At 54.2% G+C, this 21,499-nt stretch carries 22 protein-coding genes and 1 tRNA gene; 5 read left to right on the top strand and 18 right to left on the bottom strand.

The window, feature by feature from the left end; all coding sequences use genetic code 11:
- Window positions 1–13: 13 nt before the first annotated feature.
- The 14 genes from G538_RS0106860 to G538_RS0106925 all read right to left on the bottom strand — a co-directional run bounded on the left by G538_RS0106860 (window position 14) and on the right by G538_RS0106925 (window position 11,962).
- On the bottom strand, window positions 14–682 hold the full coding sequence (locus G538_RS0106860; protein ID WP_029068733.1) for a hypothetical protein: 669 nt from the start codon (window positions 680–682) through the stop codon (window positions 14–16).
- On the bottom strand, window positions 679–1,758 hold the full coding sequence (locus G538_RS0106865; RefSeq protein ID WP_169514106.1) for a YcaO-like family protein: 1,080 nt from the start codon (window positions 1,756–1,758) through the stop codon (window positions 679–681). Before G538_RS0106865 ends, G538_RS0106860 begins: the two co-directional genes overlap by 4 nt.
- A 109-nt stretch (window positions 1,759–1,867) precedes the next feature.
- On the bottom strand, window positions 1,868–2,533 hold the full coding sequence (locus tag G538_RS17310) for a TfuA-like protein (protein WP_051196672.1): 666 nt from the start codon (window positions 2,531–2,533) through the stop codon (window positions 1,868–1,870).
- A gap of 2 nt (window positions 2,534–2,535) precedes the next feature.
- On the bottom strand, window positions 2,536–3,255 hold the full coding sequence (locus G538_RS0106875) for a phytanoyl-CoA dioxygenase family protein (RefSeq protein ID WP_029068735.1): 720 nt from the start codon (window positions 3,253–3,255) through the stop codon (window positions 2,536–2,538).
- On the bottom strand, window positions 3,236–3,964 hold the full coding sequence (locus tag G538_RS0106880) for an SAM-dependent methyltransferase (RefSeq protein WP_035833511.1): 729 nt from the start codon (window positions 3,962–3,964) through the stop codon (window positions 3,236–3,238). The genes G538_RS0106875 and G538_RS0106880 overlap by 20 nt, the downstream gene beginning before the upstream one ends.
- A 52-nt stretch (window positions 3,965–4,016) precedes the next feature.
- A complete protein-coding gene (locus G538_RS0106885) occupies window positions 4,017–4,262 on the bottom strand; it encodes an Os1348 family NHLP clan protein (RefSeq protein ID WP_035833513.1) in 246 nt (81 codons plus the stop codon).
- Between the two features lie 51 nt (window positions 4,263–4,313).
- Window positions 4,314–5,531 (bottom strand): MFS transporter, encoded by a 1,218-nt coding sequence (locus G538_RS0106890; RefSeq protein ID WP_029068738.1) that lies wholly within the window; start codon window positions 5,529–5,531, stop codon window positions 4,314–4,316.
- A gap of 321 nt (window positions 5,532–5,852) precedes the next feature.
- Window positions 5,853–7,154, bottom strand: coding sequence for a GNAT family N-acetyltransferase (locus G538_RS0106895; protein ID WP_029068739.1), 1,302 nt, complete (start codon window positions 7,152–7,154; stop codon window positions 5,853–5,855).
- A gap of 64 nt (window positions 7,155–7,218) precedes the next feature.
- A complete protein-coding gene (locus G538_RS15555) occupies window positions 7,219–8,298 on the bottom strand; it encodes an LLM class F420-dependent oxidoreductase (RefSeq protein WP_035833516.1) in 1,080 nt (359 codons plus the stop codon).
- Window positions 8,299–8,334: 36 nt separating this feature from the next.
- Window positions 8,335–9,330: a hypothetical protein gene (locus G538_RS0106905; protein ID WP_029068740.1), complete on the bottom strand. Its 996-nt coding sequence runs from the start codon at window positions 9,328–9,330 to the stop codon at window positions 8,335–8,337.
- The gene (locus G538_RS0106910; protein ID WP_029068741.1) at window positions 9,327–9,680 is read right to left on the bottom strand and encodes a GntR family transcriptional regulator; all 354 of its coding nucleotides are present in this window, start codon (window positions 9,678–9,680) and stop codon (window positions 9,327–9,329) included. The genes G538_RS0106905 and G538_RS0106910 overlap by 4 nt, the downstream gene beginning before the upstream one ends.
- 101 nt (window positions 9,681–9,781) lie before the next feature.
- Window positions 9,782–10,360: a serine O-acetyltransferase gene (gene cysE, locus G538_RS0106915; RefSeq protein WP_029068742.1), complete on the bottom strand. Its 579-nt coding sequence runs from the start codon at window positions 10,358–10,360 to the stop codon at window positions 9,782–9,784.
- Between the two features lie 112 nt (window positions 10,361–10,472).
- Entirely contained in the window at window positions 10,473–11,408 is a 936-nt protein-coding gene (gene cysK, locus G538_RS0106920) for a cysteine synthase A (protein WP_029068743.1), read from the bottom strand.
- Between the two features lie 480 nt (window positions 11,409–11,888).
- Window positions 11,889–11,962, bottom strand: a tRNA-Gly gene (locus G538_RS0106925).
- A gap of 301 nt (window positions 11,963–12,263) precedes the next feature.
- Here G538_RS0106925 and tig point away from each other — a divergent pair.
- From tig to G538_RS15560, 5 genes are all read left to right on the top strand, one after another.
- Window positions 12,264–13,610, top strand: coding sequence for a trigger factor (tig, locus tag G538_RS0106930; protein WP_029068744.1), 1,347 nt, complete (start codon window positions 12,264–12,266; stop codon window positions 13,608–13,610).
- Between the two features lie 276 nt (window positions 13,611–13,886).
- Window positions 13,887–14,510 (top strand): ATP-dependent Clp protease proteolytic subunit, encoded by a 624-nt coding sequence (locus G538_RS0106935; RefSeq protein WP_029068745.1) that lies wholly within the window; start codon window positions 13,887–13,889, stop codon window positions 14,508–14,510.
- Between the two features lie 27 nt (window positions 14,511–14,537).
- Entirely contained in the window at window positions 14,538–15,248 is a 711-nt protein-coding gene (locus tag G538_RS0106940) for an ATP-dependent Clp protease proteolytic subunit (protein WP_029068746.1), read from the top strand.
- A 140-nt stretch (window positions 15,249–15,388) separates the two neighbouring features.
- Window positions 15,389–16,666, top strand: a complete 1,278-nt coding sequence (gene clpX / locus G538_RS0106945; protein WP_029068747.1) for an ATP-dependent Clp protease ATP-binding subunit ClpX — start codon at window positions 15,389–15,391, stop codon at window positions 16,664–16,666.
- Window positions 16,667–16,673: 7 nt separating this feature from the next.
- Entirely contained in the window at window positions 16,674–17,036 is a 363-nt protein-coding gene (locus G538_RS15560) for a chorismate mutase (RefSeq protein ID WP_035833519.1), read from the top strand.
- Window positions 17,037–17,142: 106 nt separating this feature from the next.
- On the opposite strand, the gene G538_RS0106955 is transcribed toward G538_RS15560, so the two are convergent.
- From G538_RS0106955 to G538_RS0106970, 4 genes are all read right to left on the bottom strand, one after another.
- The gene (locus G538_RS0106955) at window positions 17,143–17,931 is read right to left on the bottom strand and encodes an amino acid ABC transporter ATP-binding protein (protein WP_029068748.1); all 789 of its coding nucleotides are present in this window, start codon (window positions 17,929–17,931) and stop codon (window positions 17,143–17,145) included.
- Window positions 17,928–18,755 (bottom strand): amino acid ABC transporter permease, encoded by an 828-nt coding sequence (locus tag G538_RS15565; protein ID WP_035833522.1) that lies wholly within the window; start codon window positions 18,753–18,755, stop codon window positions 17,928–17,930. Before G538_RS15565 ends, G538_RS0106955 begins: the two co-directional genes overlap by 4 nt.
- Window positions 18,752–19,528, bottom strand: a complete 777-nt coding sequence (locus G538_RS15570) for a transporter substrate-binding domain-containing protein (protein WP_035833753.1) — start codon at window positions 19,526–19,528, stop codon at window positions 18,752–18,754. The genes G538_RS15565 and G538_RS15570 overlap by 4 nt, the downstream gene beginning before the upstream one ends.
- Before the next feature lie 149 nt (window positions 19,529–19,677).
- Complete coding sequence (locus G538_RS0106970; protein WP_029068749.1) at window positions 19,678–21,489, bottom strand: AMP-dependent synthetase/ligase; 1,812 nt, start codon at window positions 21,487–21,489, stop codon at window positions 19,678–19,680.
- Window positions 21,490–21,499: the final 10 nt, after the last annotated feature.

The following is a 21,499-nucleotide window of genomic DNA, read 5'->3' on the forward strand; positions in this document are numbered from 1 at the left end:
GGACTCCTTAAGTTTAAATCAATTTCGCGCGAGTTTTTTTCGGTACGAGATGAATCCAACCGATTGGTTCACCTTTTTTAATTCTGATAGTATCCGCCTGCTCAGTCGGCAGATGGACGATGACATTAAGTTGGCTCCTGCAATAGATCTCCCCGTCGATAACTTCATTACGTCCCCCAGTCCCGAACTCAATCCCAGATGCGATCGGAAGCCAGGTGAAAGGCAAGGATCCCTGAAAACTCGGGATTGGGCCTTGGTAAAGCATGTGCGAAGTCGGGAATAGAACTTGTATGCCCGTAAAGATTTTTACATAATTTGTACTTGTAAGCCAAGATGCGTAGAACCCGGATTCAGTTAAATCACACTGGTCGCCGCCAACAGTTGCATCACAAAATGATGCGCTATGCTCGTTGAACTGTCGCCAGCGACTATATGACTCGGATCGTTGAATCAGTATGTCTCCTGGACTTGTCACGATATAGCCATAGGTCGAAAGTGCTTGTACTGCGGGACAGGAGATTTCCGTGATAAGCCGATGTTCGGTGACTGCACGTCTAAGAGCCTCACCCTTCCAACGGGGCGCTCGGCTGATTTGTAGGTCTTCGACTGTGATGGGGCGCAGCTGAGCATTGCGACTAGCTTGATCAAGACGATCATCGTAGGTCCACAGAATATTCGTCATGATGACACACTCATCAATCGTGTATTCGCTTCACCCGCAAGGACATGCCAAGTTTCCAGACCAGGTACGATGGCACGTACACAGTAGTTTTCATCTTTGGTTCGATATTCGTGCCAAGCTACACGCACGAACCCTTTACTCGCAAGACGGGAAACTAACTCCTGAAGATAGGCCGGATCTGTTTTGAGTAACATATTCGAATTGGGTGAAAAGCTATTCAAACGTACGTCCGACAGCGCCCAGTGACCACGTGGCTGGACTTGGAGTCTGCTCTTCTCGGGCTCCACACGGTCCTCCCTACTGCCATGCATGTCAGTCACTCGAGTTTGTGCTAGTTCTAGCAGAGAACGCTCGAGTGCCTCTGCCGCATCTAGTGCCGCGCCGTAGCCACAGCATGCTAAAAACTCCGATGGGTTAATCTCCTCTACAAGAGACGCGGCATAAACGGGAATATCGAATTCGTTGTCCAAGCGATAGATCCTTGGATGGAGGCCAGATGCTACGTACTGGGAATAGAGTTGAGTAGCTGTCGTTGGAAGGCTATCGGGATTGATGCCGACAACATCGTCATTGCGGTCAATAAAGATCTCGGAGAGGTGCGGATCTATCCCGAACCGCTCCGCTAATCCTTGTAGCCGGATAAAGTCCATGTGTGAATTTCTAAGTTCGACGCTTGAAACAACATGACGCTCTACTAACTCTAAGAGCGAATTCACCCGAGCTAACAACTTGCTTGGGTGAGCGGCCAACCCATTTGAACTAACAGTTCTGAAAGGTCGTGGGCCTAACTCGGAAGGTACATCTGGATACGCTAACTGAGCCGGTATATGATATTCCTTCCCATCGATATCTATCGCGGTGGTCCAGAGAATATCCTTCGGATCAATCTCAGGATCTGACAACTCGGTGAAGTGCGTCGGGAGCCAAAATTTTTCGCCGGTGTGGGGAAACTCGTATCGAGCTATTTCCGCGTCTTTGATGGAACGATTACTCCAAACTGCGGTTGTTCGCTCGATTGCCTCCATAATCGCAGTTATCCGCGCGATATTCTTGGTGACTCCCTTGCCGCTAAACACTGTTATCGGAGTATCGTAGTTGGGACAGGTCGCGGAATATACCGGTATACCTATGCGATCGATTCCATCTATGCGAGCCAATCGCGTAATACCGTACTTCCGCAACGTGTCAGCATGCTGATTCAACAGTACCCCTCATCGCAAGTTCAATCGCAGACATCGCATCGATGGTCTTTATGTTTGGTTGGAGCAGCCGACTCTGGACAGAATCCCCAATATGCGCCTCGTAACTATTAAGGACGTCAAATATGGCGCTAGAAGTGCGCTGGGTATAATGAATCTTGACTAACCGATCCATAATGGAGTTATAGACTTCTCCGCAAATAACAGCCGACTCCCTCATATCATGCAAAATTTTGCGGTAGTTGATTAAGGGCTCTGTTAAGGGTTGGTAATTGGACGGATCCATAACGCTTAAAAATTCGTCATCATTTTCTAACTCACCCTCCAACATCCGCTGGTATATCCAACCAGCACCATGCATTCCGAAGTCACGAAGTTCGACAGCACGCATAGCACCCAAACTTGCGGCACCGAAGAGGGCGACGTCCGCATCCAATACCTCCATACATTCGCGAACCGTCGGCGAATATGCATTCACCATATGCCCATCGATGAGAATAATTGCACCCGCTTCTTCTGCCGCCTCCAACAAGTCTCCGCGTCGTGCAGGCGGGCGGTACTCAAGAAGAGTCCTACCCGAATGAAAAGGCCGGTGCGATACTTTAAGCGATGGGCCGACAAAGCATACAATATTGATCGCAACATCTGACATGCTCATATACCTCGGGGCGACGTACGATAGTTGAGTGCAAGTGCCCGACGACTGGAGTCACTGGTCTTCGCAGCGGAGCGATGAACTGTAAATGAATGATGAATGAGTACATCGCCCGCGTTGGCCTCTTGGCATGCGAAGTCCGGATGGCGCTCAAGCAGCGTGCGGCCAAAGTTAGGATGATCTTCCAGCACGCCGTGAGGCAGATAATTGAATGGCTCTACGGCTGTCTCGGAGTATTCAATGGCCCCGTCTTGCTTGCGTGCGCCATTTAAAGAAATCCAGAATGCCAGTGCCAACTCGTCCTCAAAATGTTCTTTGTAGAATGCCGCATCCTGATGCTCAGGCGTAGGTTCTGACGCTCGCTCAGGCTTGTCGAAGTACTCGGAAAGGAACGGTACAGTTCTCGATTGCGTCAGTTGATCCGCAAGGTTCATTAAACGTGGAAGTCTGATAAGGTCGAAAAAGAAATCGGAGTACTTATCTAAGCCATGCACGGAGTTAAAACTCCCGCCAGAGGATGTCCAAGAAGCGAATCCACTCAGAGCCGATAATGGAGTTTCACGATGTATCCGCAATATTTCGGACTGAACGGCTTCGAGTAGATGAGGTGAAACAAAATTCTCAATCTTAGTGTAACCTCTCTCAAACAGCTCCGCTCTGGCCTGGATGATTTCCGAAGAATCGATTTCTCGGAAAAACTCATTCGATAGCTGGAACATACAGAGTTGGCCTTTCTACGAGATTAAGGGATTGTGCTGATAATTTACTCAGTTCAAGTTCCTGGACGATCGAACCAGAAAATGCGGTAGCTGCGGAATAGACAACCTTGACTGGATGATCGTGCGGATAGAAACGTAAGAGATACTCCCTAAATTCCGCCAAAGTATCGTCCGAACCGAGTTGATCAATAACGTTTGGGTTCAGCGTAGAAGTTAACTGGAAAAAAAGGGCCTCTGCGCGGTTATCAAGCTGATGATTTCTACGCAGTAATGTCGTAGTATCGTAAATCTGCAGTGCGTAACCTAGATCCAACTGGAGGTCGCACATTATAGTATCGAGACTCGTCACGCTGGGAAGAGCATGGACGGTGATTGACTTCCTCTCGGCTAGTCCGTAAATATACTCAGAGGCACTCACAAGGAAGAGCGGGTGGCCATGTACGACAAACGACACCGTCGTCGCCTCCGATGTTGCTCCGACGATCAGTTGCGCTATTTGCTTGTAGGCATCGTTACGTGTCTTTACGCCCCGATAGATATACTCAAGGTCGACTACTTCAGCATCGAAGGTCTCTTCGAGATTCCTAATCACACCTAAGTCCGAGTGTAATACATAGATCTTGTCGGAGATAGATAGAGCCTGCTGTGTTTCTTGCGTGATCTGTAGTAGGCCCCGGATTCCAGTTCCGAGTAGGTATAACTTTGGCATAATTCCTCCTGAGGCTGGAGGGGAGGATACCTCCTCCCCTCCAGCGGTTGTATCAGATCATCTTGAACCCGTTGTCCATAAGGAATGCTCGATAATTCCGGACATCGATTCCCCACTCCTCAAGCGCGACGCGTTTCATAGTTGAAAGTGCGAACTTCTCATCCGGAGATAGGTCGTATGACTCAAGTGTCGACTCCGGATCTTCAAGAAGAGCTTCACGGAAAGAGATATCTTGAGCTGCCTTAGTCAAGATTTCTTCGACTCTCTCCTTTGATTCTGGTGTAATCGGTGCGATCATGGTTTTCCTCCCCTCAATGACTAGTCGTTCCATTTAATGAGATCGTCGCACTTAGGCGAGGATCCCAACTCTGTTGATTGCTTGATAATCGCGGAAAATGACCAGAAGTGAAACTAGTAGCATAGCGCCAGCAAGCAGGAATAGAATCAAATACCCGAAATGTTGTGCAACTATTCCAGATATGATGGAAGCAATCGGCATAGCACCCATGATTGCTATTCCAAATAGGGCGCCCACGCGACCAATTATATCCATGGGTATAATTTCCTGGCGAAATCGTCGCTGTGCGATATTTCCCAAACTGACGGAAGCGCCATATGAGCAAGTGGCGATGCAGGCAATTATATTGCTGAAGTTTACCGCACTATAAATACCGCACACGCAGATGGTCGAAATGGCGGTGCTAGCCAGAATTACGTTTCCGGCGCGAAATTTCCCGATAACCCTAGGCGATGCCGCGGACCCGACGATTAGGCCAATCGCAAATGTCGCCGATATTACAGTGGCCCAATAGGTTGATGTTCCGGTGCTTAAGATAAATATTAGCAGCATGCTTTGCACGCATATTAGTGCAGAATTCTGCAAAGCGAGTGATAGGCACAAGCGGCGTAGAATAGAGCTCTGTGAGAAGATTCCCCACGCGTCCTTGAGTGAATGTAGTTTCGCTGATCTTGTCGATTTGTTGGACGGGTTGGGAGGTTGAAGGTGAATGATTGTCGGTAACATGCTTAGCCAAGTTATTATCAGTAATAACGCAACCAGTGTGAAGGAGTGCGTGCCGCCTAGCAGCATGAATATTGTGCCAGCAACTGCGGTCATTATTGCCTCAAGCGTATTCCCTGCGAGATCGATTTGAGCGCCAATCCTAGTCCATCGTTTTTTTTCAGTATATCGTACATAACTGATTGATATCGCGCTATCGCCGTAAATTCGTGCAGTCGAGATTAAGAATGTTATGATGACGAGGGAAAAAATATTAAGGCTTCCGAAAAAGAAGAGAATAGCTATCAAAGTTACAAGCGTGAATCTTGCGAGTAGGCTGTATCCGATAATTTTCCGAATATCACCTCGCTCTGCAAGTGAGCCGGCGTCAAATGAAAACAGCACATATGGTAAATATCTTGATGCAATTATAAGGCTGATTAAGAACGGCTGATCCGTGATGGTGAGTGCTGCGACAATAGTGGTGATGCTGTACAGCAGTTGAGTTGTGCCTTCAGATATACCTGAACCGATGATTAGTGCACGGAAATTTATATATCGCAACATCTCACCCCTGTACATTTTGACTTGTGGCCTGCATGGCCTTTCCCTCGCATGTAGTAAAAAATTACCACAAGATACGTCTTAATCAACTGTTTTGTTGAAAATTCGACGGGCACACTAGATATCTCACTTTGTGAGATATCTAGTGTGCCTGCTTGATTTAGATGTTATGTGCCTGGCAATTGAAGCTGGACGGGTGATGCAATATGCATTCGGACAGGTGACACTAATTGATGATGGTTTTCGAGGACGTATAGTTTGTCGGGTTATGTTAGGTAGGTCGCTGGACGGGGCGAATTTTCTTAGTTTTCTGGCGACCAAGCCCTAGAACACCCACGAACTCATCGGGGCGTGCGGCCAACCAAATGCCGTCGATGCTGTGGCGAGTGCACGCGGGTTCACTGCGTGTACGAGGCCCGCTGAGGCCAGTGAGCTGAGCGATGTCCCGCCCAGATACACGGCACCAAGGTCACGAATACCGAGGGTAATATCCGGTGTCTCATCGGTGCGTTCAACGGTCGGTGTCCGCGAACCACTTGGCCCGTCGAAAGCGGACGCGATGAGTTTCCAGCGTCCTGCGTTTGATTCGATCAGGGTGTCGGTCACCTCCAACACAACCTCGACATCGCACGCATACTGGCGGCCTTCGAGGGCGGTCTTGAGATCGATGATTCGCGCCCACACGTTGTCAACGTGGTGCATCGTGATGGATCGGTTGTTTTCGAGGCGGGTCACGATTGGGTCGTCGATCGGCAGCATGAACGAATCGGTGTATCCGGTCAGGTCGAATTCGGTGATCACGGACCACAGTTTCCAAGACGCGGCTGGGTCGAGAGCAACAACCTCACTGGTAGCCACGTGGCCATTGGGGCCGGTGTTTTCCCAGTTCAGTTCGCGATGGAACTTGGTGTATCCAACGGGCTCGCCGTCACGCAGGATCAGAACGATGCGGGTCGCCTCGCGAGTATTGGGTGGCGGGGCCACGGTGTGTAGGCGGGTGCGTAGTTCGTCGGCTTCGCGGGTGGCCCAGCCGGGTCGGTTGAGCCCGGTGCCGTTCACGCTGTGTCCGGCGCGCGCGTGGAGGACTTCGATGATGGGTATGTGTTGGTCGGGGTTGAAGAGTTCGATGCGGACGGTGAGTTCAGCGCCGTCGCCCGCTGGAGCCTCAATGAGCGGGCGCTGAGTAGCACCGCGCGGGATGCGGCAGCGCACGTCGTAGGCGGCGCGCCCGTACCCGAACCGCCCGTAGATTCCGGGTTCTGCCGCGAACAGGACCGAGATGGCTTCGTTCCGCTCGACACAGTCCGCGAAGTGCCGCTCAATGATCGCGCGCAGCAGTCCCTTGCGGCGGTGCTGTGGGTGCACGCCAACCCACGATAGGCCGGAGGTTGGCAGAGTCGCGCCTGGCACGTTGAACTGCGTGAATGCGTACGAGGTGTGGAAAGCGGCGATCTCTTGGTTCGGGTCGCGCACCACCACGGAGCGTTCGCTCGGGAACGGCTGCGTCTGGCGCAGAAAATCTTCGAGCGACTGCGTGGACGGGAACGCCCACAGGGCGAATTCGTAGACTGCGCGCTTGTCCTCGGGCGTCATCGCGGTCACGGTGAAATTTTGTGGAAATGGCATGGCACAACACCATCAGTTTCTTTGAGTTGGTGCAATTGTTTTTGCTGCTGTGCAGCGCTTTGATTTACGACGAGATGGTCGCGTTCGCCTGCATCAGCGCGGTCACGCCCGTGTGGTCTCCTTGAACAAGAATGGACGTGACAGCGGTGTCTTTCCAGCGTTTGAGCCCCTGAGCGATTCGGTCCACTGGGCCTACTAAAGCGACGTCGTCGATCAACTCGAGCGGGATCAACTCTGCTGCCTTGGCCTTGTCGCTGGGACGTCCGGTTTGGTACAGGGCTGCCACATCGTCGCAAATCTCGCCGTAGCCGAGGCGTTCCACCGCCGAGCGGTGGAAGTTAGCCGACTTGGCGCCCATTCCGCCGATGTAGAGCGCGAAGAACGGGCGGATTGTGGCGAGGGCGTCGTCGAGGTTGTCGTTCGCGACCACGGGTACGGTGGCGCTGACCTCGAACTGTTCTGCCGGTGTGAGGTCGCCGCTGCGGCGGTCGAACCCGTCCTCTAGCAGTTCACGGAACTGGCCGTCCAAGCGTGGGGAGTAGAACAGCGGGAGCCATCCATCGCAGATTTCGGCGGCCAAAGCAATGTTCTTCGGCCCCTCAGCGGCAAGATGGATGGGCAAATCACTCCGCAACGGATGCACCGTCGACTTCAACGCTTTGCCCAACCCAACAATCCCACGCTCGCGCGCATCGGCATCGTCCTTGGCACCTAAAGGCAGCGAATAGAAACGTCCCTGATGCTCCACAGGGCGCTCCCTGCGAAACACCTGCCGCACAATATCAACATACTCACGCGTGCGAGCCAACGGGCGAGCATATGGCTGCCCATACCAACCCTCAACCACCTGCGGCCCAGAAACACCCAAGCCCATCACAAACCGGCCACCCGACAAATGATCCATGGTCAACGCCGCCATGGCAGCAGCAGTCGGGGTACGCGCACTCAACTGCATCACCGCTGTCCCTAACCGCACAGTGCTGGTCGAAGCCCCCCACCAGGCAAGCGGAGTGAGAGCATCAGACCCATACGCCTCTGACGTCCACACCGAATCAAGACCAGCTTGTTCAGCGCTCTTCACCGCCTCCACCATGCCAAGCGGTGGACCAGCCTGCCAATACCCTGCGTTAATACCGATGCGCATGTGACTCCTCGTCGTTGAGTGATCAGTCCCGCCATCCTAACGTGGGTTCTGGCGCTCGCGATCGATGATGGTGTTGATGAGGCCTGCCGGAGTTGATGCGTCATGTGTGGTGATGACATAGCGGCGTCCCCCCGTGCGGCGTAGATCAAGCGCTGTTCCAGAACGCACAATAAGTCCCACTGAACCATCTCGGCCAGTACGCCACCCCCAGCCACCAAAGTCGCGCAGGGGGGATACTGAGGCGACGTCCGCAGTTTCTATTTCCTCGTGGGGAATGTGCAAGGTGATCAGTCTGCTCACAGATCGCACAGTGACACCTTGGGAGTCAACTCGGATATCCCACGCCAAAAAAGTCATGCAAACAACTACCAGCAGAGCGGGCATGACCAAGAGGCCCCAAGCCTGCATCAGCAGTGAGAGGGCACACGCAACAAGGATGCTCCCCATTGCAATCCAGATGCTCGTACCAGCGAATTGGCGCGATACCCATACGCCGGTTTCCGCGTCTGACAGTGCTACACGTGGAGCTGCTGTTGCGGGTAACACTACGGCTGGGTTGTGTGGTTCGCGGGGCAAGGTGAAGGCAAGAGCGACTCCCAGCGCAGCGCCGAAAACGGTTGCTAAACCGATTGGAATGCTCGGAAAAGACAGGGTAGAGGGATCAGAAACGCCACGGGCTGCATGTGCCGTACTGACAGGGATGCTCGCAAGTAAGAAGGCGAGAACAGTGTTGGTAATAACACCCATGCGCCGTGTTGATACGTCTGCGCCGAGTACCATTGTGATCCAACCAATTCCCACCACAACAATGACGCCAACAATGGTTATGGTGGCAGTCAGTTCTGTCAGGCTGCCAAATCTGTCCGGGCCATCAAAGCTCCAGTGGAGAGGGACGCGTTGGGGGATTTCTAGGCGCCAGAGCCAGGGCAGGACTGCACCGAGATTGAGGACTGCTACCGGCAGAGCGAAAGTCCACAGGATCTGACGGGTGCTGATCGGGGCGTTTCGAGAGGTTGGGGCAGATCTGCTCATGCCAAGGCCTCCTTCACTAAGGACACCACAATATGTGGCGCCAGATGGGCCTGATGTGCTTGAGTGACCAGTGCTGCGACTGCCTCGGTGACTTCACGAGGAACGGCTTGTGCCTGGTTGGAAACGAGTGCTCCGCGTCCGCGGCGTAACTCAATCTGCCCTTCATCGCGAAGCATCTGGTAGGCATGGAGCACAGTGTGGAGGTTGACGTCGAGAGCGCCGGCTACTTCACGGGCCGGAGGTAGCCGGTCACCTGCGGCGAGGTTTCCTTGCAAAATAGCGATACGGATCTGATGGGCGAGTTGCTCAAAGATCGGTTCACTCGAGGTTGTGTCAACGCGGAACAGCATCCTGCAATAATAGTTGTTCTACAGAAACTAAAACAAGTTGCTGTGTGTTTTGCGAGCATGCGAACTATATCGCCTACCTACTCGAGCTCCTCGCGATGCTGCTAGATGAAAATTGCAGGGTCCTCACAGTGCTCAACGATGGGAGCTGCTGCTGGCCGTTTCTTGATTTGTGCAGGGACACCCACGGCGACTGCATGGGAGGGGACATCCTTCACCACAACAGCGTTCGCCCCAATTTGAGCATGGTCACCCACCCAAATAGGCCCAAGAACCTTCGCGCCTGCCCCGATCACTGCACCTTCACCGATGGTGGGGTGCCGCTTTCCATGAGTCATGGAGCGCCCACCGAGAGTCACACCATGGAAAAGGGTCACATCATTACCGACCACCGCGGTTTCGCCAATCACCACACCCATTCCGTGATCAATAAAGATCCTGCGCCCAAGAACAGCACCTGGGTGTATTTCAATGCCAGTCAACGACCGCGTCAATTGCGATAACAGCCTGGCTAAAAGTTTGAGTGGCTTCTTCTGCCACAGCGCATGAGTCAAGCGATGAGACCACAAAGCATGCAAGCCAGGGTAACCCAGCACAATCTCAAGGCGGCTTCGCGCTGCAGGGTCACGATCGCGAGCAGCCTGAAGGTCCTCGGCAAGGAGCTTTCGAGCAGAGAGTGTCACAAGGGGTCCTTCAGTGGGGAGCGATCAGGACAATCAGGAACAAGACAACCTGGCATCGTGAAACAGCAAGGTGCGGGGCGGGCGAGAACGCCCAACCCGCCCCGCACACCTACTAGTCGAGCAAATCTGCGTACAAAATGGAGGACAAGTAGCGCTCACCGAAGGATGGAATGATCACAACGATGTTTTTGCCATCGTTTTCGGGCCGGGCGCCAACCTGAAGCGCGGCAGCAATGGCAGCACCTGAGGAAATGCCGACAAGCAGCCCCTCTTCCTTGGCGGCGCGGCGTGCAAACTCAACGGCAGTGTCTGCGTTGATGTCGACAACCTCGTTGTAGATCTCGGTGTCAAGGATTTCAGGTACGAAGTTCGCGCCAATACCTTGGATCTTGTGTGGACCAGGTGCGCCCCCATTGAGGATGGCTGATTCTTCAGGCTCAACGGCGATAACCTGAATCTCAGGTTTGCGTTCCTTGAGGTACTGGCCAGCACCAGAGATTGTGCCACCGGTACCGATGCCTGCAACAAGGATGTCAACTTCACCGTCGGTGTCAGTCCAGATCTCAGGACCAGTTGTCGCCTTGTGGATTTCGAGGTTTGCACGGTTGGCGAACTGACGCGCCAAAATGGCGCCTGGGCGCTCAGAAACAACCTTGTTAGCCTCGTCAACTGCGCCCTTCATGCCGCCGGAGCCAGGTGTCAAAATGAGTTCTGCACCAAAGGCGCGCAAAAGAGCGCGGCGTTCTTTAGACATGGTTTCAGGCATAGTCAACACAACGTTGTACCCACGTGCGGCGCCAACCATAGCCAAAGCAATACCGGTGTTGCCCGAAGTGGCTTCGACTAGGGTGCCACCTGGCTTGAGTTCGCCTGATTCTTCAGCGGCGTCCACAATTGCTACGCCGATGCGGTCCTTCACGGAGTTAGCAGGGTTGTAGAACTCCAACTTGGCGAGGATGTTTGCGCCGATTCCCTCAGTGAGGCGGTTCAGTCGAACAAGGGGGGTGTTGCCAACAAGCTTGGTGACGTCATCATAAACGCGTGCCATGGTGTCCTCTTCTACAGACGGTTTGTGTGGAGTAAGGCCTTTGCGGGCCTGGCGCGCCGAGGAAAGTGTGTGGTGGTTGGCTGTCTGCCGCTGCTCACACAAGAAACTAGGCGCAAGAAAAAGAGCATTGACTGCCGACAGCAACGCCGGATCAATGCTCTACAGACAGCAACAGGGGAGTGGAAGTAGGAGAAGGCGCGTACGGTAGTGGCGGTTGGTGCTCACAACGCTTCCTTTCTCCTCGTGGCGACGGCTCTGGACGGATGGGGGAATCGATTCCCGCCGTCACAGTCCGCGTGGGTTGCATGTGTGCGTGTCCATGCACCGCCGCACGTCCATATACTGCTGGACTCTACGAGCGTCTCATGCATTTGTCCAGCGCGCACCCGTATGACGAGACCTTGTTTAACACTGCGCAACACAGGCGATGCGCAGGAATGATGGCAACAAAAAAGAGGACCCGAAGGTCCTCTTTCTTTATGGAGCGGGCGACGAGAATCGAACTCGCGTCATTAGTTTGGAAGACTAAGGCTTTACCATTAAGCTACGCCCGCAGTGCTCTTCTATTCTAGGTAACTGAGGCCAGATGTCAAAATCTCAGCGTGTGATGCGCGTCTCCTGCCAGCGCAGATGGGTTCTGTGAGCGGCGAGGAGATGAAGCAGGCTCATCGCTCTTACTCATCCTGCCAGCGCCCTTCACGGGCTTACAAAGCGCGTCAGGTGTCCCGCAGTGACGAGAAGTGACACAATGGCGTAGGATTTTCCAGTTGGCCGCATGAAAATTCCGGCCACCTACCAAGGATTGACCAGACCTGCCGAATATCCGGCACCACGCAATAGTTGGAGACCATCGAAGTGAAGAGCACCGTCGAGACCCTAGACCCGACTAAGGCCAAGCTGACGGTCGAGGTGGAGTACGACGAGCTCCAGCCAGCGATCGAGCACGCCTACACCCACATCGCCCAGGACATCAGCATCCCTGGCTTCCGTAAGGGCAAGGTTCCACCACGCATCATTGACCAGCGTGTCGGCCGCGCAGCAGTTCTGGAGCACGCAGTCAACGAAGCCATGCCAGGCTTCTACCGTGACGCACTGGCACAGTCAGAGTTGCGCCCCCTCGGACAGCCATCAGTTGAGGTCACCAAGGTTCCTCTGGGTGATGACGACAAAGGCAACTTAGAATTCGTTGTCGAACTCGAAGTTCGCCCCGAGTTTGAATTGCCAGAACTTGACGGTCTGACCTTGCAGGTCCCCAACATCGAGGTAAGCGACGAAGACCTCCAGGGCCGCTTGGACGCACTGCGCGAGCGTTTCGGCACCCTCGTGGGGGTTGACCGCCCAGCCCAGACCGGTGACTTTGTTGTCATTGACCTCACCGCCAAGATCGGCGAAGAGACTGTTGACTCCGTCTCTGGCGTGTCATACGAGATCGGTTCAGGCAACATGCTTGAAGGTCTTGACGAGGCACTGACTGGCCTGTCATCAGAAGAAACCACCACATTCACTGCACCTCTTGCTGGTGGAGAGCGCGCCGGCGAAGACGCAACCGTCACCGTCACCGCGACTGCCATCAAGGAACGCCAGCTTCCTGATGCAGACGACGACTTCGCGCAAATGGCTTCAGAGTTCGACACTCTCGAAGAGCTCACCGAGGACCTGCGCGAGCAAGCACGCAACGCAGCTGCATCAAACCAAGCAGTGGCAGCACGTGACCTGCTTGTTGAAGAACTCAACAAGGTTGAGTTCCCACTGCCAGCAGGGGTCATCGAAGCCGAAGTGAACCGTCACCTCGAGGGCGAAGGTCGCCTCGAAGATGACGAGCACCGCGCAGAGGTAACCGACGAGACCGAAAAGGCACTCAAGAACCAGCTTCTTCTTGACACACTTGCAGAGAAGCTCGAGATCAAGGTTGCACAGCAGGAACTGCTGGACTACTTGGTAAGTGCCTCACGTCAATACGGTATGGACCCACAGCAGTTCATCACCACACTGGACCAGCAGGGTCAGATTCCTGCCATGGTCGGTGAAGTCGCACGTTCCAAGTCACTTGCTGTCGCATTGCGCTCCATTGAGGTCAAGGACGAAGACGGTAACGTCATCGACTTGTCCGAGTTCATTGGTTCCGATGAGGACGACGCTGCTGCTGAAGCCATTGCAGAAGCTGCTCAGCAGGCAGCTGAAGGCGACTCCGAAGAAAAGTAGTTCGTTAGCGGACCATGAAGCCTGACCTTGCCCCGCTATTGCGAGGTCAAGCTTTGTCCAAGAATGGCTCCTTGAGTAGGCGACTGGTGCAAACCAGTTCTCCCTCGAGGAGCCATTCTGCTCTCCTGAACTTTGTTGGCAGAGTCCGAGCATTTGCACCCTGTGGGCGCTGTGCGCCTTGAGCGAAACCACGCAATTCAGGGAGTGAATCATTGACTGGACGCGTTAAGGTCAAGGCAGCACGAGAACCACAACCATCCTGAATGAGGAGACAGCGTGAACGAGCAGATGCCTCAGGGCGCCCAAGGTGAGGGCAGCGGATTCGCACTCAACGACAGCATCTTCAACCGGCTGCTCAAGGAACGGATCATCTGGCTCGGCTCGGAGGTGCGTGATGAGAACGCCAACGCGATCTGTGCACAGATGCTCCTGCTAGCAGCAGAGGACCCTGAGAAGGATATCTTCCTCTACATCAACTCGCCTGGCGGATCAATTACCGCAGGTATGGCGATTTACGACACCATGCAGTTCATTAAGCCAGATGTTGTGACTGTAGCAATGGGTATGGCCGCATCAATGGGGCAGTTCCTCCTGTCATCAGGTGCAAAGGGCAAGCGTTTCGCAACCCCTCACGCCCGTGTCATGATGCACCAACCTTCTGGTGGAATCGGCGGTACAGCAACAGACATTCGCATCAATGCGCAACTCATCTTGCACATGAAGCGGGTTCTTGCAGACCTCATCGCTGAGCAAACTGGTAAGACTCCTGAGCAAATCAATACTGATTCAGACCGCGACCGGTGGTTTACTGCACAGGAAGCACTTGAGTACGGGTTCATCGACCACATTGTTGAACACGCAGGGTCGATCTCCGGATCCAAGCCTGTCGTTGAAAACTGATCCCGCCACGTTAAGGAGACCCAACCCATGAGCCAAGAATCCCAGTTCATCGCGGCGGCACAACGTCTGGCAGGACCAGGCTTCGGCTACCCTCACGCCGGTGCCGCTTCACCGTCATCACGGTACGTTTTGCCTCAATTCGAGGAGCGCACCGCCTACGGGTTTAAACGTCAAGACCCTTACACCAAACTCTTCGAAGACCGCATTATCTTCCTCGGTGTTCAGGTTGATGACGCGTCAGCTGACGACGTCATGGCCCAGCTATTGGTCCTTGAATCGCAGGAACCCAACCGCGACATCATTTTGTACATCAACTCACCCGGTGGCTCCTTCACCGCGATGACTGCCATCTACGACACCATGCAGTACATCACCTCTGAGGTGCAGACTGTATGCCTAGGTCAAGCTGCATCATCAGCTGCTGTACTTCTCGCAGCAGGTGCGCCAGGTAAGCGACTTGCCTTGCCAAATGCACGAGTTCTGATCCACCAGCCCAGCCTTTCAGGTGGTGGATACGCTCAAGCATCTGACATTGAGATCCACGCGAATGAAATCTTGCGTATGCGTGAATGGCTGGAAAGCACCCTAGCCGTTCACACGGGCAAAGACATCGAAGAGATCCGCAACGACATCGAGCGTGACAAGATCCTGTCAGCCCAGGAATCTGTCGCCTACGGTCTTGTTGACCAAGTCCTCGAGTCGCGCAAGGCGAAGAAGATCGCTCAAGCCCAGAGTTGACGCGTATCACGGAAATATTTCATGCCACCGGTGAGTTGCCGATAAGGTAATCACCGGTGGTATGGAATATTTGACCTACGGTGTTCCCATGCACAGCCGATCATCCCCCCTCAGTGAGGGGCTCGCGAAGGAGGCAATCTGTGACACGTCTAGGTGACGGCGCTGATCTGCTGAAGTGTTCTTTCTGCGGAAAGTCCCAAAAGCAGGTAAAAAAGCTCATCGCGGGCTCTGGTGTGTACATCTGTGACGAGTGTATTGAGTTGTGCAATGAAATCATCGAAGAGGAGCTCCACGAAGCAGTGGAATCCGGGCTCGGTGAACTACCCAAACCTCGTGAAATTTTTGACTTCCTTGAGCAGTATATTGTGGGTCAAGAAGGCGCTAAAAAGTCCTTGGCCGTTGCGGTGTACAACCACTACAAGCGAATCACCGCTACTGAGGGCCCCAAGGTGGGGGAGAGTAGCGATGACATCGACCTCGCGAAGTCGAACATCCTTCTCATTGGCCCGACCGGGTGTGGAAAAACTTATCTCGCACAGACACTAGCAAAGATGCTGAATGTGCCTTTCGCCATTGCCGATGCTACTGCCTTGACAGAAGCTGGTTATGTGGGCGAGGACGTCGAAAATATCCTGTTGAAACTTATTCAAGCAGCTGACTTTGACGTCAAAAAAGCAGAGACCGGGATCATCTACATTGATGAAATCGACAAGATTGCCCGGAAAGCGGAGAACCCTTCGATCACCCGTGACGTATCAGGTGAGGGCGTTCAGCAGGCGCTGCTGAAAATCATCGAGGGGACGACTGCTTCAGTTCCACCGCAGGGCGGGCGGAAGCACCCGCATCAAGAATTCATTACCATCGACACGTCCAATGTGCTTTTCATCGTCGCGGGTGCTTTTGCTGGGCTCGAAGACATGATCTCTCAGCGTACAGGCAAACGCGGCATCGGCTTCGGTGCGCCGTTGGCATTGCCAAGCGACCACGATGACATTTTGTCGCGGGTCATGCCGGAAGACCTCCACAAATTTGGGTTGATCCCTGAATTCATTGGGCGCTTACCAGTCATCACGACGGTTGCGGAACTCGATGTTGACGCACTTGTTTCGATCTTGGTTGAACCGCGCAATGCGCTGATCAAGCAGTATCACAAGATGTTTTCACTCGATGATGTAGATCTAGAATTCACCGATGACGCTGTGCGCGCAATCGCCGAGCAAGCGCTTCTGCGTGGCACAGGTGCCCGTGGTCTTCGTTCAATCCTCGAAGAAGTGCTGCAGCAGGTCATGTTTGAGGTTCCTTCCCGCGATGACGTCGAGAAAGTTGTCATTACCCGAGAAGTTGTCTTAGAGAACGTCTACCCGACCCTAGTGCCTCGATCCCGAGGGGCACGAGAGCAACGCGAGAAGAGTGCATAGCAGCGATATGAGTACCAACTCACAGCCCCCTGCTGATGATCCAACAGCTGACCCCCAGATTCGGCAGGAAATTCTGAGGCTACGAGCGTCAATTGACAACATCGACGCAGCACTCATGCACCTGCTTGCGGAGCGTTTTAAGTTCACGCATCGCGTTGGCGAGCTTAAGGCTCAAGCAGCTGTTCTTCCTGCTGATCCAGCCCGGGATCGTGAGCAAATACAACGCCTCACCTCAATTGCGGAGGCAGCGGGCCTTGACCCAGAATTTGCTGGCCAATTCCGCGAGTTCATCGTGTCTGAGGTTATTCGCCATCATACAAAGATCGCGCAGGAGTACGGAGAAGTTAGACCTCTCGATACTTATTCTTGAAGGTAGGCTCGTGAACAGCGGACTGTAACGCCCGCCGAGAGCCTGAGAACCTGCAAAAACGAGGGGCCCCACAACATTTGTTGTGGGGCCCCTCGTTGCTTGTGTGCTATGAATCTTTGTGTTCTTTGCCAGCCACAGGTGTGTGTGTTGGATCGAGAACTCGCTGCAAAAATTGCCGTGTTCGCTCTTCCTGCGGGTTTGAGATGACCTGGGAGGCAGGCCCCTCTTCCACGATCACGCCACCATCCATGAAAAGGACACGGTCGGCAACATCGCGGGCGAAAGCCATTTCATGAGTGACCACAAGCATTGTCATTCCTTGTTCTGCAAGTTCGCGCATCACCGAAAGGACATCGCCAACAAGTTCTGGGTCCAACGCTGATGTGGGTTCATCAAAGAGCATGAGTTGTGGGTCCATGGACAACGCGCGGGCAATAGCCACTCGTTGTTGCTGGCCACCGGAAAGCTGGCGTGGATTGGCATCTCCACGGTCGCCAAGGCCGACACGCTCAAGGTTCTCCTGCGCGATGCGTTCAGCGTCAGGTTTAGAGCGGCCCAATACTTTACGTTGCGCGATGGTGCAATTTTCTAGCACTGTCATATGCGAAAACAGATTGAACTGTTGGAAAACCATGCCAACCCGGGCGCGTACATCGTCAATGTCAATGTCTGGTTCGTGGTCGTCCGAGGCGATCGTTTGCCCCAGGACGGTCACCGTTCCAGATGTTGCCTGCTCGAGTTGATTAACACACCGTAAGAGTGTTGATTTCCCTGAGCCTGAGGGGCCGATGAGACAGACGACCTCCCCAGGGGACACCGTAAGGTCTATCCCGCTGAGTACTTCAAGGTCACCGTAGGACTTGCGTAGGTTTGTCATGCTGATGACGGCGTTCATCGTGAGCCACCTCCTGTTCGTCGTTCCAACCAACGGGCGAGGAACCCTAGAGGGATGGTTATGCACAGGTAGGCTGCACCCACCACGAACAACCCGGTGAGGCCCCCGGTTCCGCTGTTCAGGGCGTCGCGGCCCACTTTTGTCAGGTCATAGGCGCTGGCACTTAGCCCCAAGAGATAAACCAGCGACGTGTCCTTAGTGAGCAGAATTAGTTCGTTGGTCATGGGGGGAAGAACGATCCGGAACGCCTGGGGAAGGGTCACCGTCAACATGGTGCGAGTCGGGGACATGCCAAGTGAACGTGCGGCCTCGATTTGCCCAGCAGGTACCGCTTGTATTCCTGCCCGGATTGTTTCCGCGATGTATGCCGAGGAGACGATTCCTAGTGCAATTGCTGCTTTAGCGGTGATGGAATCAATGCGAACCCCAAACGCAATGGGCACAGCGAAGCCGACGGTGAATACCACCAGTAGAGCTGGGATCCCACGGAAGAACTCAATCCACAAGGTCGCTATCCAGCGGTAGAGCGCTACTGAGGACAGCCGCATTAATGCGAGGATGATCCCGAGAGCTAACCCTAGCGCGAAGGCAAAGAGGGTGTAGATAATCGTGTTCAGTGCAGCTGAGGGGAGTTGCGGGAGCATCCGCAATGCGACCTCAACATTGAAGAGGTTGCTGGAAATTCGTTGCCAGTCAGCAGTTAACGCAATGATGACTGCGACAACGAGGAGAATGCCGTATTGGACGCCACGAGAGAGCGCAGCACGTTGACGTGGCGTGAACTTTTTTCGACGTCGGGTTGGTGAGTTGAGCGTCGAGGTCATTGGGCTGCAGGTGCGTCGATGTGCGTCTCAATGATGGTGTTGAGGGTGTCGTCTCCCATGATCCGCTCAAGTGTGGTGTTGATGGAGGCGACGAGTTCTTCGTTCCCCTTTTTCACGCCAAAACCGTAGCGCTCGTTGGTTTCTTCGACAAAAGCGATGGTGAGTTCGTCTGTGACGTAGGGAGTCAGTGTTCCTACGTCACCAATCGCTGCGTCTGTTTGTCCGGTGGCAACTGACTGGACAACGAGGCCGAGGTCTTCGAAAACTGTTGAGTCGAGACCTTGTTCTTCTGCCAGGGTTGCGCCAGTTGTTTCGATCTGGACGGCGACTTGCAGGTCACTAAGATCAGTCAGTGAGGAGATGGAGGTGCCTGCAGGGACAAGGACACCCTGGTTTGCGTCGTAGTAAGGGTCGGAGAAGTCAAAACGCTCAGCACGCTCGTCAGTGATTGTCATTCCGGTGGCGATGACGTCGCATTGATTGGATTCCAGGGAGGCGCCAGACTGCATTGCGTCGAATGCTGCTTCGACAATGGAAAGTTCAAGGGATAGGTCTTGTGCAACCTCAGCCATGATGTCCATGTCGATTCCCACAACGGCGCCGGAATCGTCTTTGTATTCGAACGGGGCGAAGGGTGGGTTGGTGCACACGGTCAATGTGTCAGGTGTGACGAGTGCGATCCCTGATTCGGTTTCTGTGCTGTCCGTTGATGAGCACGCAGTGAGCGCGAATAGTCCGGCGGCTGCGAGTGCGATGGGGGCTGACTTTTTCATGTCATGATCCTGTCCGTTGGTGGTCTCCTGACAAGCATCATACATATTCATGCACATGCATGACTAATCATGCGCTGATTTTTTCTCCACCAATGCAGTGGCGGGGGGGGGAGAACTTCCCACCACCCCGCCACTGTTTCGCTATGTGTTTACTCTCCTGCTGCTACTGGTCCGCCATAGAGGTCATCAATGGTGCCTGCGAAGTCTCGAAGAACTTGCTGGCGACGGACCTTCATGGAGGGAGTTAAATACCCATTGGCCTCAGTGAAGTCCGTGGTCAGGACCTGGAATTTGCGAATTGATTCAGCCCGGGAGACTGCTTCGTTTGATCGAGTCACAGCACGGTCAAGGGCGGCCAGCACCTGCTCGTTATCCGCAGCTTGGCTGACGTCCATTGGTGGGAGGCCGTGGTTTTGTAGCCATCCCGGCAACATGTCGGGGTCAAGAGTGATCAGCGCCCCAATGAATGGGCGTTGATCGCCTACCACGACCACTTGGGACACAATGGGGTGGCCACGCAGGCGGTCCTCTAGGACGGCAGGAGCAACATTCTTGCCCCCAGCAGTGACGATGATTTCCTTTTTCCGGCCCGTAATGGTGAGGTACCCGTCATCGTCTAGCGATCCGAGGTCACCAGTGTGGAACCAGCCGCCTTGCAAAGCCTCGCTTGTTGCTGCCTCGTTGTTGCGGTAACCACGGAACACGTGGTCACCGGCGATGAGGATTTCTCCATCTTCCGCTATGCGGATGGACGTTCCGGGGAAAGGCGCTCCGACTGTGCCAATTTTGACGAGGCTAGGCCGGTTCACAACAGTTGGCGCACAGGTTTCAGTGAGTCCGTAGCCCTCTAAGATAGTGAGCCCGATGCCACGGTAGAAGTGCCCGAGCCGCTCACCTAATGGTGCACCACCGGAGATCGCGTACTCAGCGTGACCGCCAAGAAGTGCCCGTAGTTTTGAGAACACCAACGCTGAAGCGATGCGGTGTTGCGCTACCAAACCAACTGAAGGGCCTTGCGGCGTTTGTGTTGCCCGGGAATATTGGATCGCCACTTTTGCTGCCCAGCGGAACAGTTTAAGTTTGCGCGGCCCTGCTTTTTGTTCCGCAGAGTTGTACACCTTCTCGAACACACGTGGTACGGCAAGGAGGAAGGTTGGGCGGAACGATGCAAGGTCTGGAATCAGGTTGCGGGCATCTGGAGTGTGACCCAGGACAGCCCCTGAGGTGACACACAGCACTTCGATGAAACGGGCGAACACGTGCGCCAGTGGCATGAAAAGTAGTGTGCGTTTCCCAGGAGCACACACGTCACCGAGGTCTGCGATTCCGTTACGTGTCAGGAACACAAAGTTGCGGTGGGTTAATTCAACGCCTTTGGGGCGCCCAGTGGTTCCTGAGGTGTAGATGATTGTTGCCAGATCTGACCCTGTCACTGCAGCAGAACGCTGTGCAACGAGGTCTTTGTCGATCTCGGTGCCGCGTCGAGCGAGAGTGACGACAGCGTCATCGTCTAGTACTAGCACGTCCCGCAGTGCTGGCAGGTTGGCTTGTGCTTGTTCAGCCACAGAGCGGTGGGTGCTGTTTTCCACGATGAGGAGGCCAACCTCGGCGTCTGAACAGATCCACTGCAATTGTTCAACAGAGGATGTTTCATACACCGGGACCGGGACCGCCCCAATCGCCCAGGCGGCGAAGTCCATGAGTGTCCACTCATAGCGGGTGCGTGACATGATGGCGATTCGATCGCCAGCTTGCACACCAGAGGCGATGAGACCTCGAGCTGTGATGTCAACTTGACGTTTGAATTCGTGGGCTGTCACTGGCACCCACCCGGAGCCGAGAGCGGTTTGCCGCTCAAAGAGCGTCGCGGAACCAGCCGAGGCGACTCGGTCAGCCAGAAGGGTGTTAATTGATGCTTCCGGCGGGTAGTCGCACCGATCTGGTGCTGACGACTCATGCATGGTGTTGCCT

The sequence above is a fragment of the Jonesia quinghaiensis DSM 15701 genome (genome assembly GCF_000423205.1).
GTDB lineage: Bacteria > Actinomycetota > Actinomycetes > Actinomycetales > Cellulomonadaceae > Jonesia > Jonesia quinghaiensis.

What these genes read in the sequence shown, in the direction of transcription:
- G538_RS0106860 (WP_029068733.1), bottom strand. Translation starts at nt 682, where the DNA reads ATGACGAATATTCTGTGGACCTACGATGATCGTCTTGATCAAGCTAGT.
- G538_RS17310 (WP_051196672.1), bottom strand. Translation starts at nt 2,533, where the DNA reads ATGTCAGATGTTGCGATCAATATTGTATGCTTTGTCGGCCCATCGCTT.
- G538_RS0106875 (WP_029068735.1), bottom strand. Translation starts at nt 3,255, where the DNA reads ATGTTCCAGCTATCGAATGAGTTTTTCCGAGAAATCGATTCTTCGGAA.
- G538_RS0106880 (WP_035833511.1), bottom strand. Translation starts at nt 3,964, where the DNA reads ATGCCAAAGTTATACCTACTCGGAACTGGAATCCGGGGCCTACTACAG.
- G538_RS0106885 (WP_035833513.1), bottom strand. Translation starts at nt 4,262, where the DNA reads ATGATCGCACCGATTACACCAGAATCAAAGGAGAGAGTCGAAGAAATC.
- G538_RS0106890 (WP_029068738.1), bottom strand. Translation starts at nt 5,531, where the DNA reads ATGTTGCGATATATAAATTTCCGTGCACTAATCATCGGTTCAGGTATA.
- G538_RS0106895 (WP_029068739.1), bottom strand. Translation starts at nt 7,154, where the DNA reads ATGCCATTTCCACAAAATTTCACCGTGACCGCGATGACGCCCGAGGAC.
- G538_RS15555 (WP_035833516.1), bottom strand. Translation starts at nt 8,298, where the DNA reads ATGCGCATCGGTATTAACGCAGGGTATTGGCAGGCTGGTCCACCGCTT.
- G538_RS0106905 (WP_029068740.1), bottom strand. Translation starts at nt 9,330, where the DNA reads ATGAGCAGATCTGCCCCAACCTCTCGAAACGCCCCGATCAGCACCCGT.
- G538_RS0106910 (WP_029068741.1), bottom strand. Translation starts at nt 9,680, where the DNA reads ATGCTGTTCCGCGTTGACACAACCTCGAGTGAACCGATCTTTGAGCAA.
- cysK (WP_029068743.1), bottom strand. Translation starts at nt 11,408, where the DNA reads ATGGCACGCGTTTATGATGACGTCACCAAGCTTGTTGGCAACACCCCC.
- G538_RS0106940 (WP_029068746.1), top strand. Translation starts at nt 14,538, where the DNA reads ATGAGCCAAGAATCCCAGTTCATCGCGGCGGCACAACGTCTGGCAGGA.
- G538_RS15560 (WP_035833519.1), top strand. Translation starts at nt 16,674, where the DNA reads ATGAGTACCAACTCACAGCCCCCTGCTGATGATCCAACAGCTGACCCC.
- G538_RS0106955 (WP_029068748.1), bottom strand. Translation starts at nt 17,931, where the DNA reads ATGAACGCCGTCATCAGCATGACAAACCTACGCAAGTCCTACGGTGAC.
- G538_RS15565 (WP_035833522.1), bottom strand. Translation starts at nt 18,755, where the DNA reads ATGACCTCGACGCTCAACTCACCAACCCGACGTCGAAAAAAGTTCACG.
- G538_RS15570 (WP_035833753.1), bottom strand. Translation starts at nt 19,528, where the DNA reads ATGAAAAAGTCAGCCCCCATCGCACTCGCAGCCGCCGGACTATTCGCG.
- G538_RS0106970 (WP_029068749.1), bottom strand. Translation starts at nt 21,489, where the DNA reads ATGCATGAGTCGTCAGCACCAGATCGGTGCGACTACCCGCCGGAAGCA.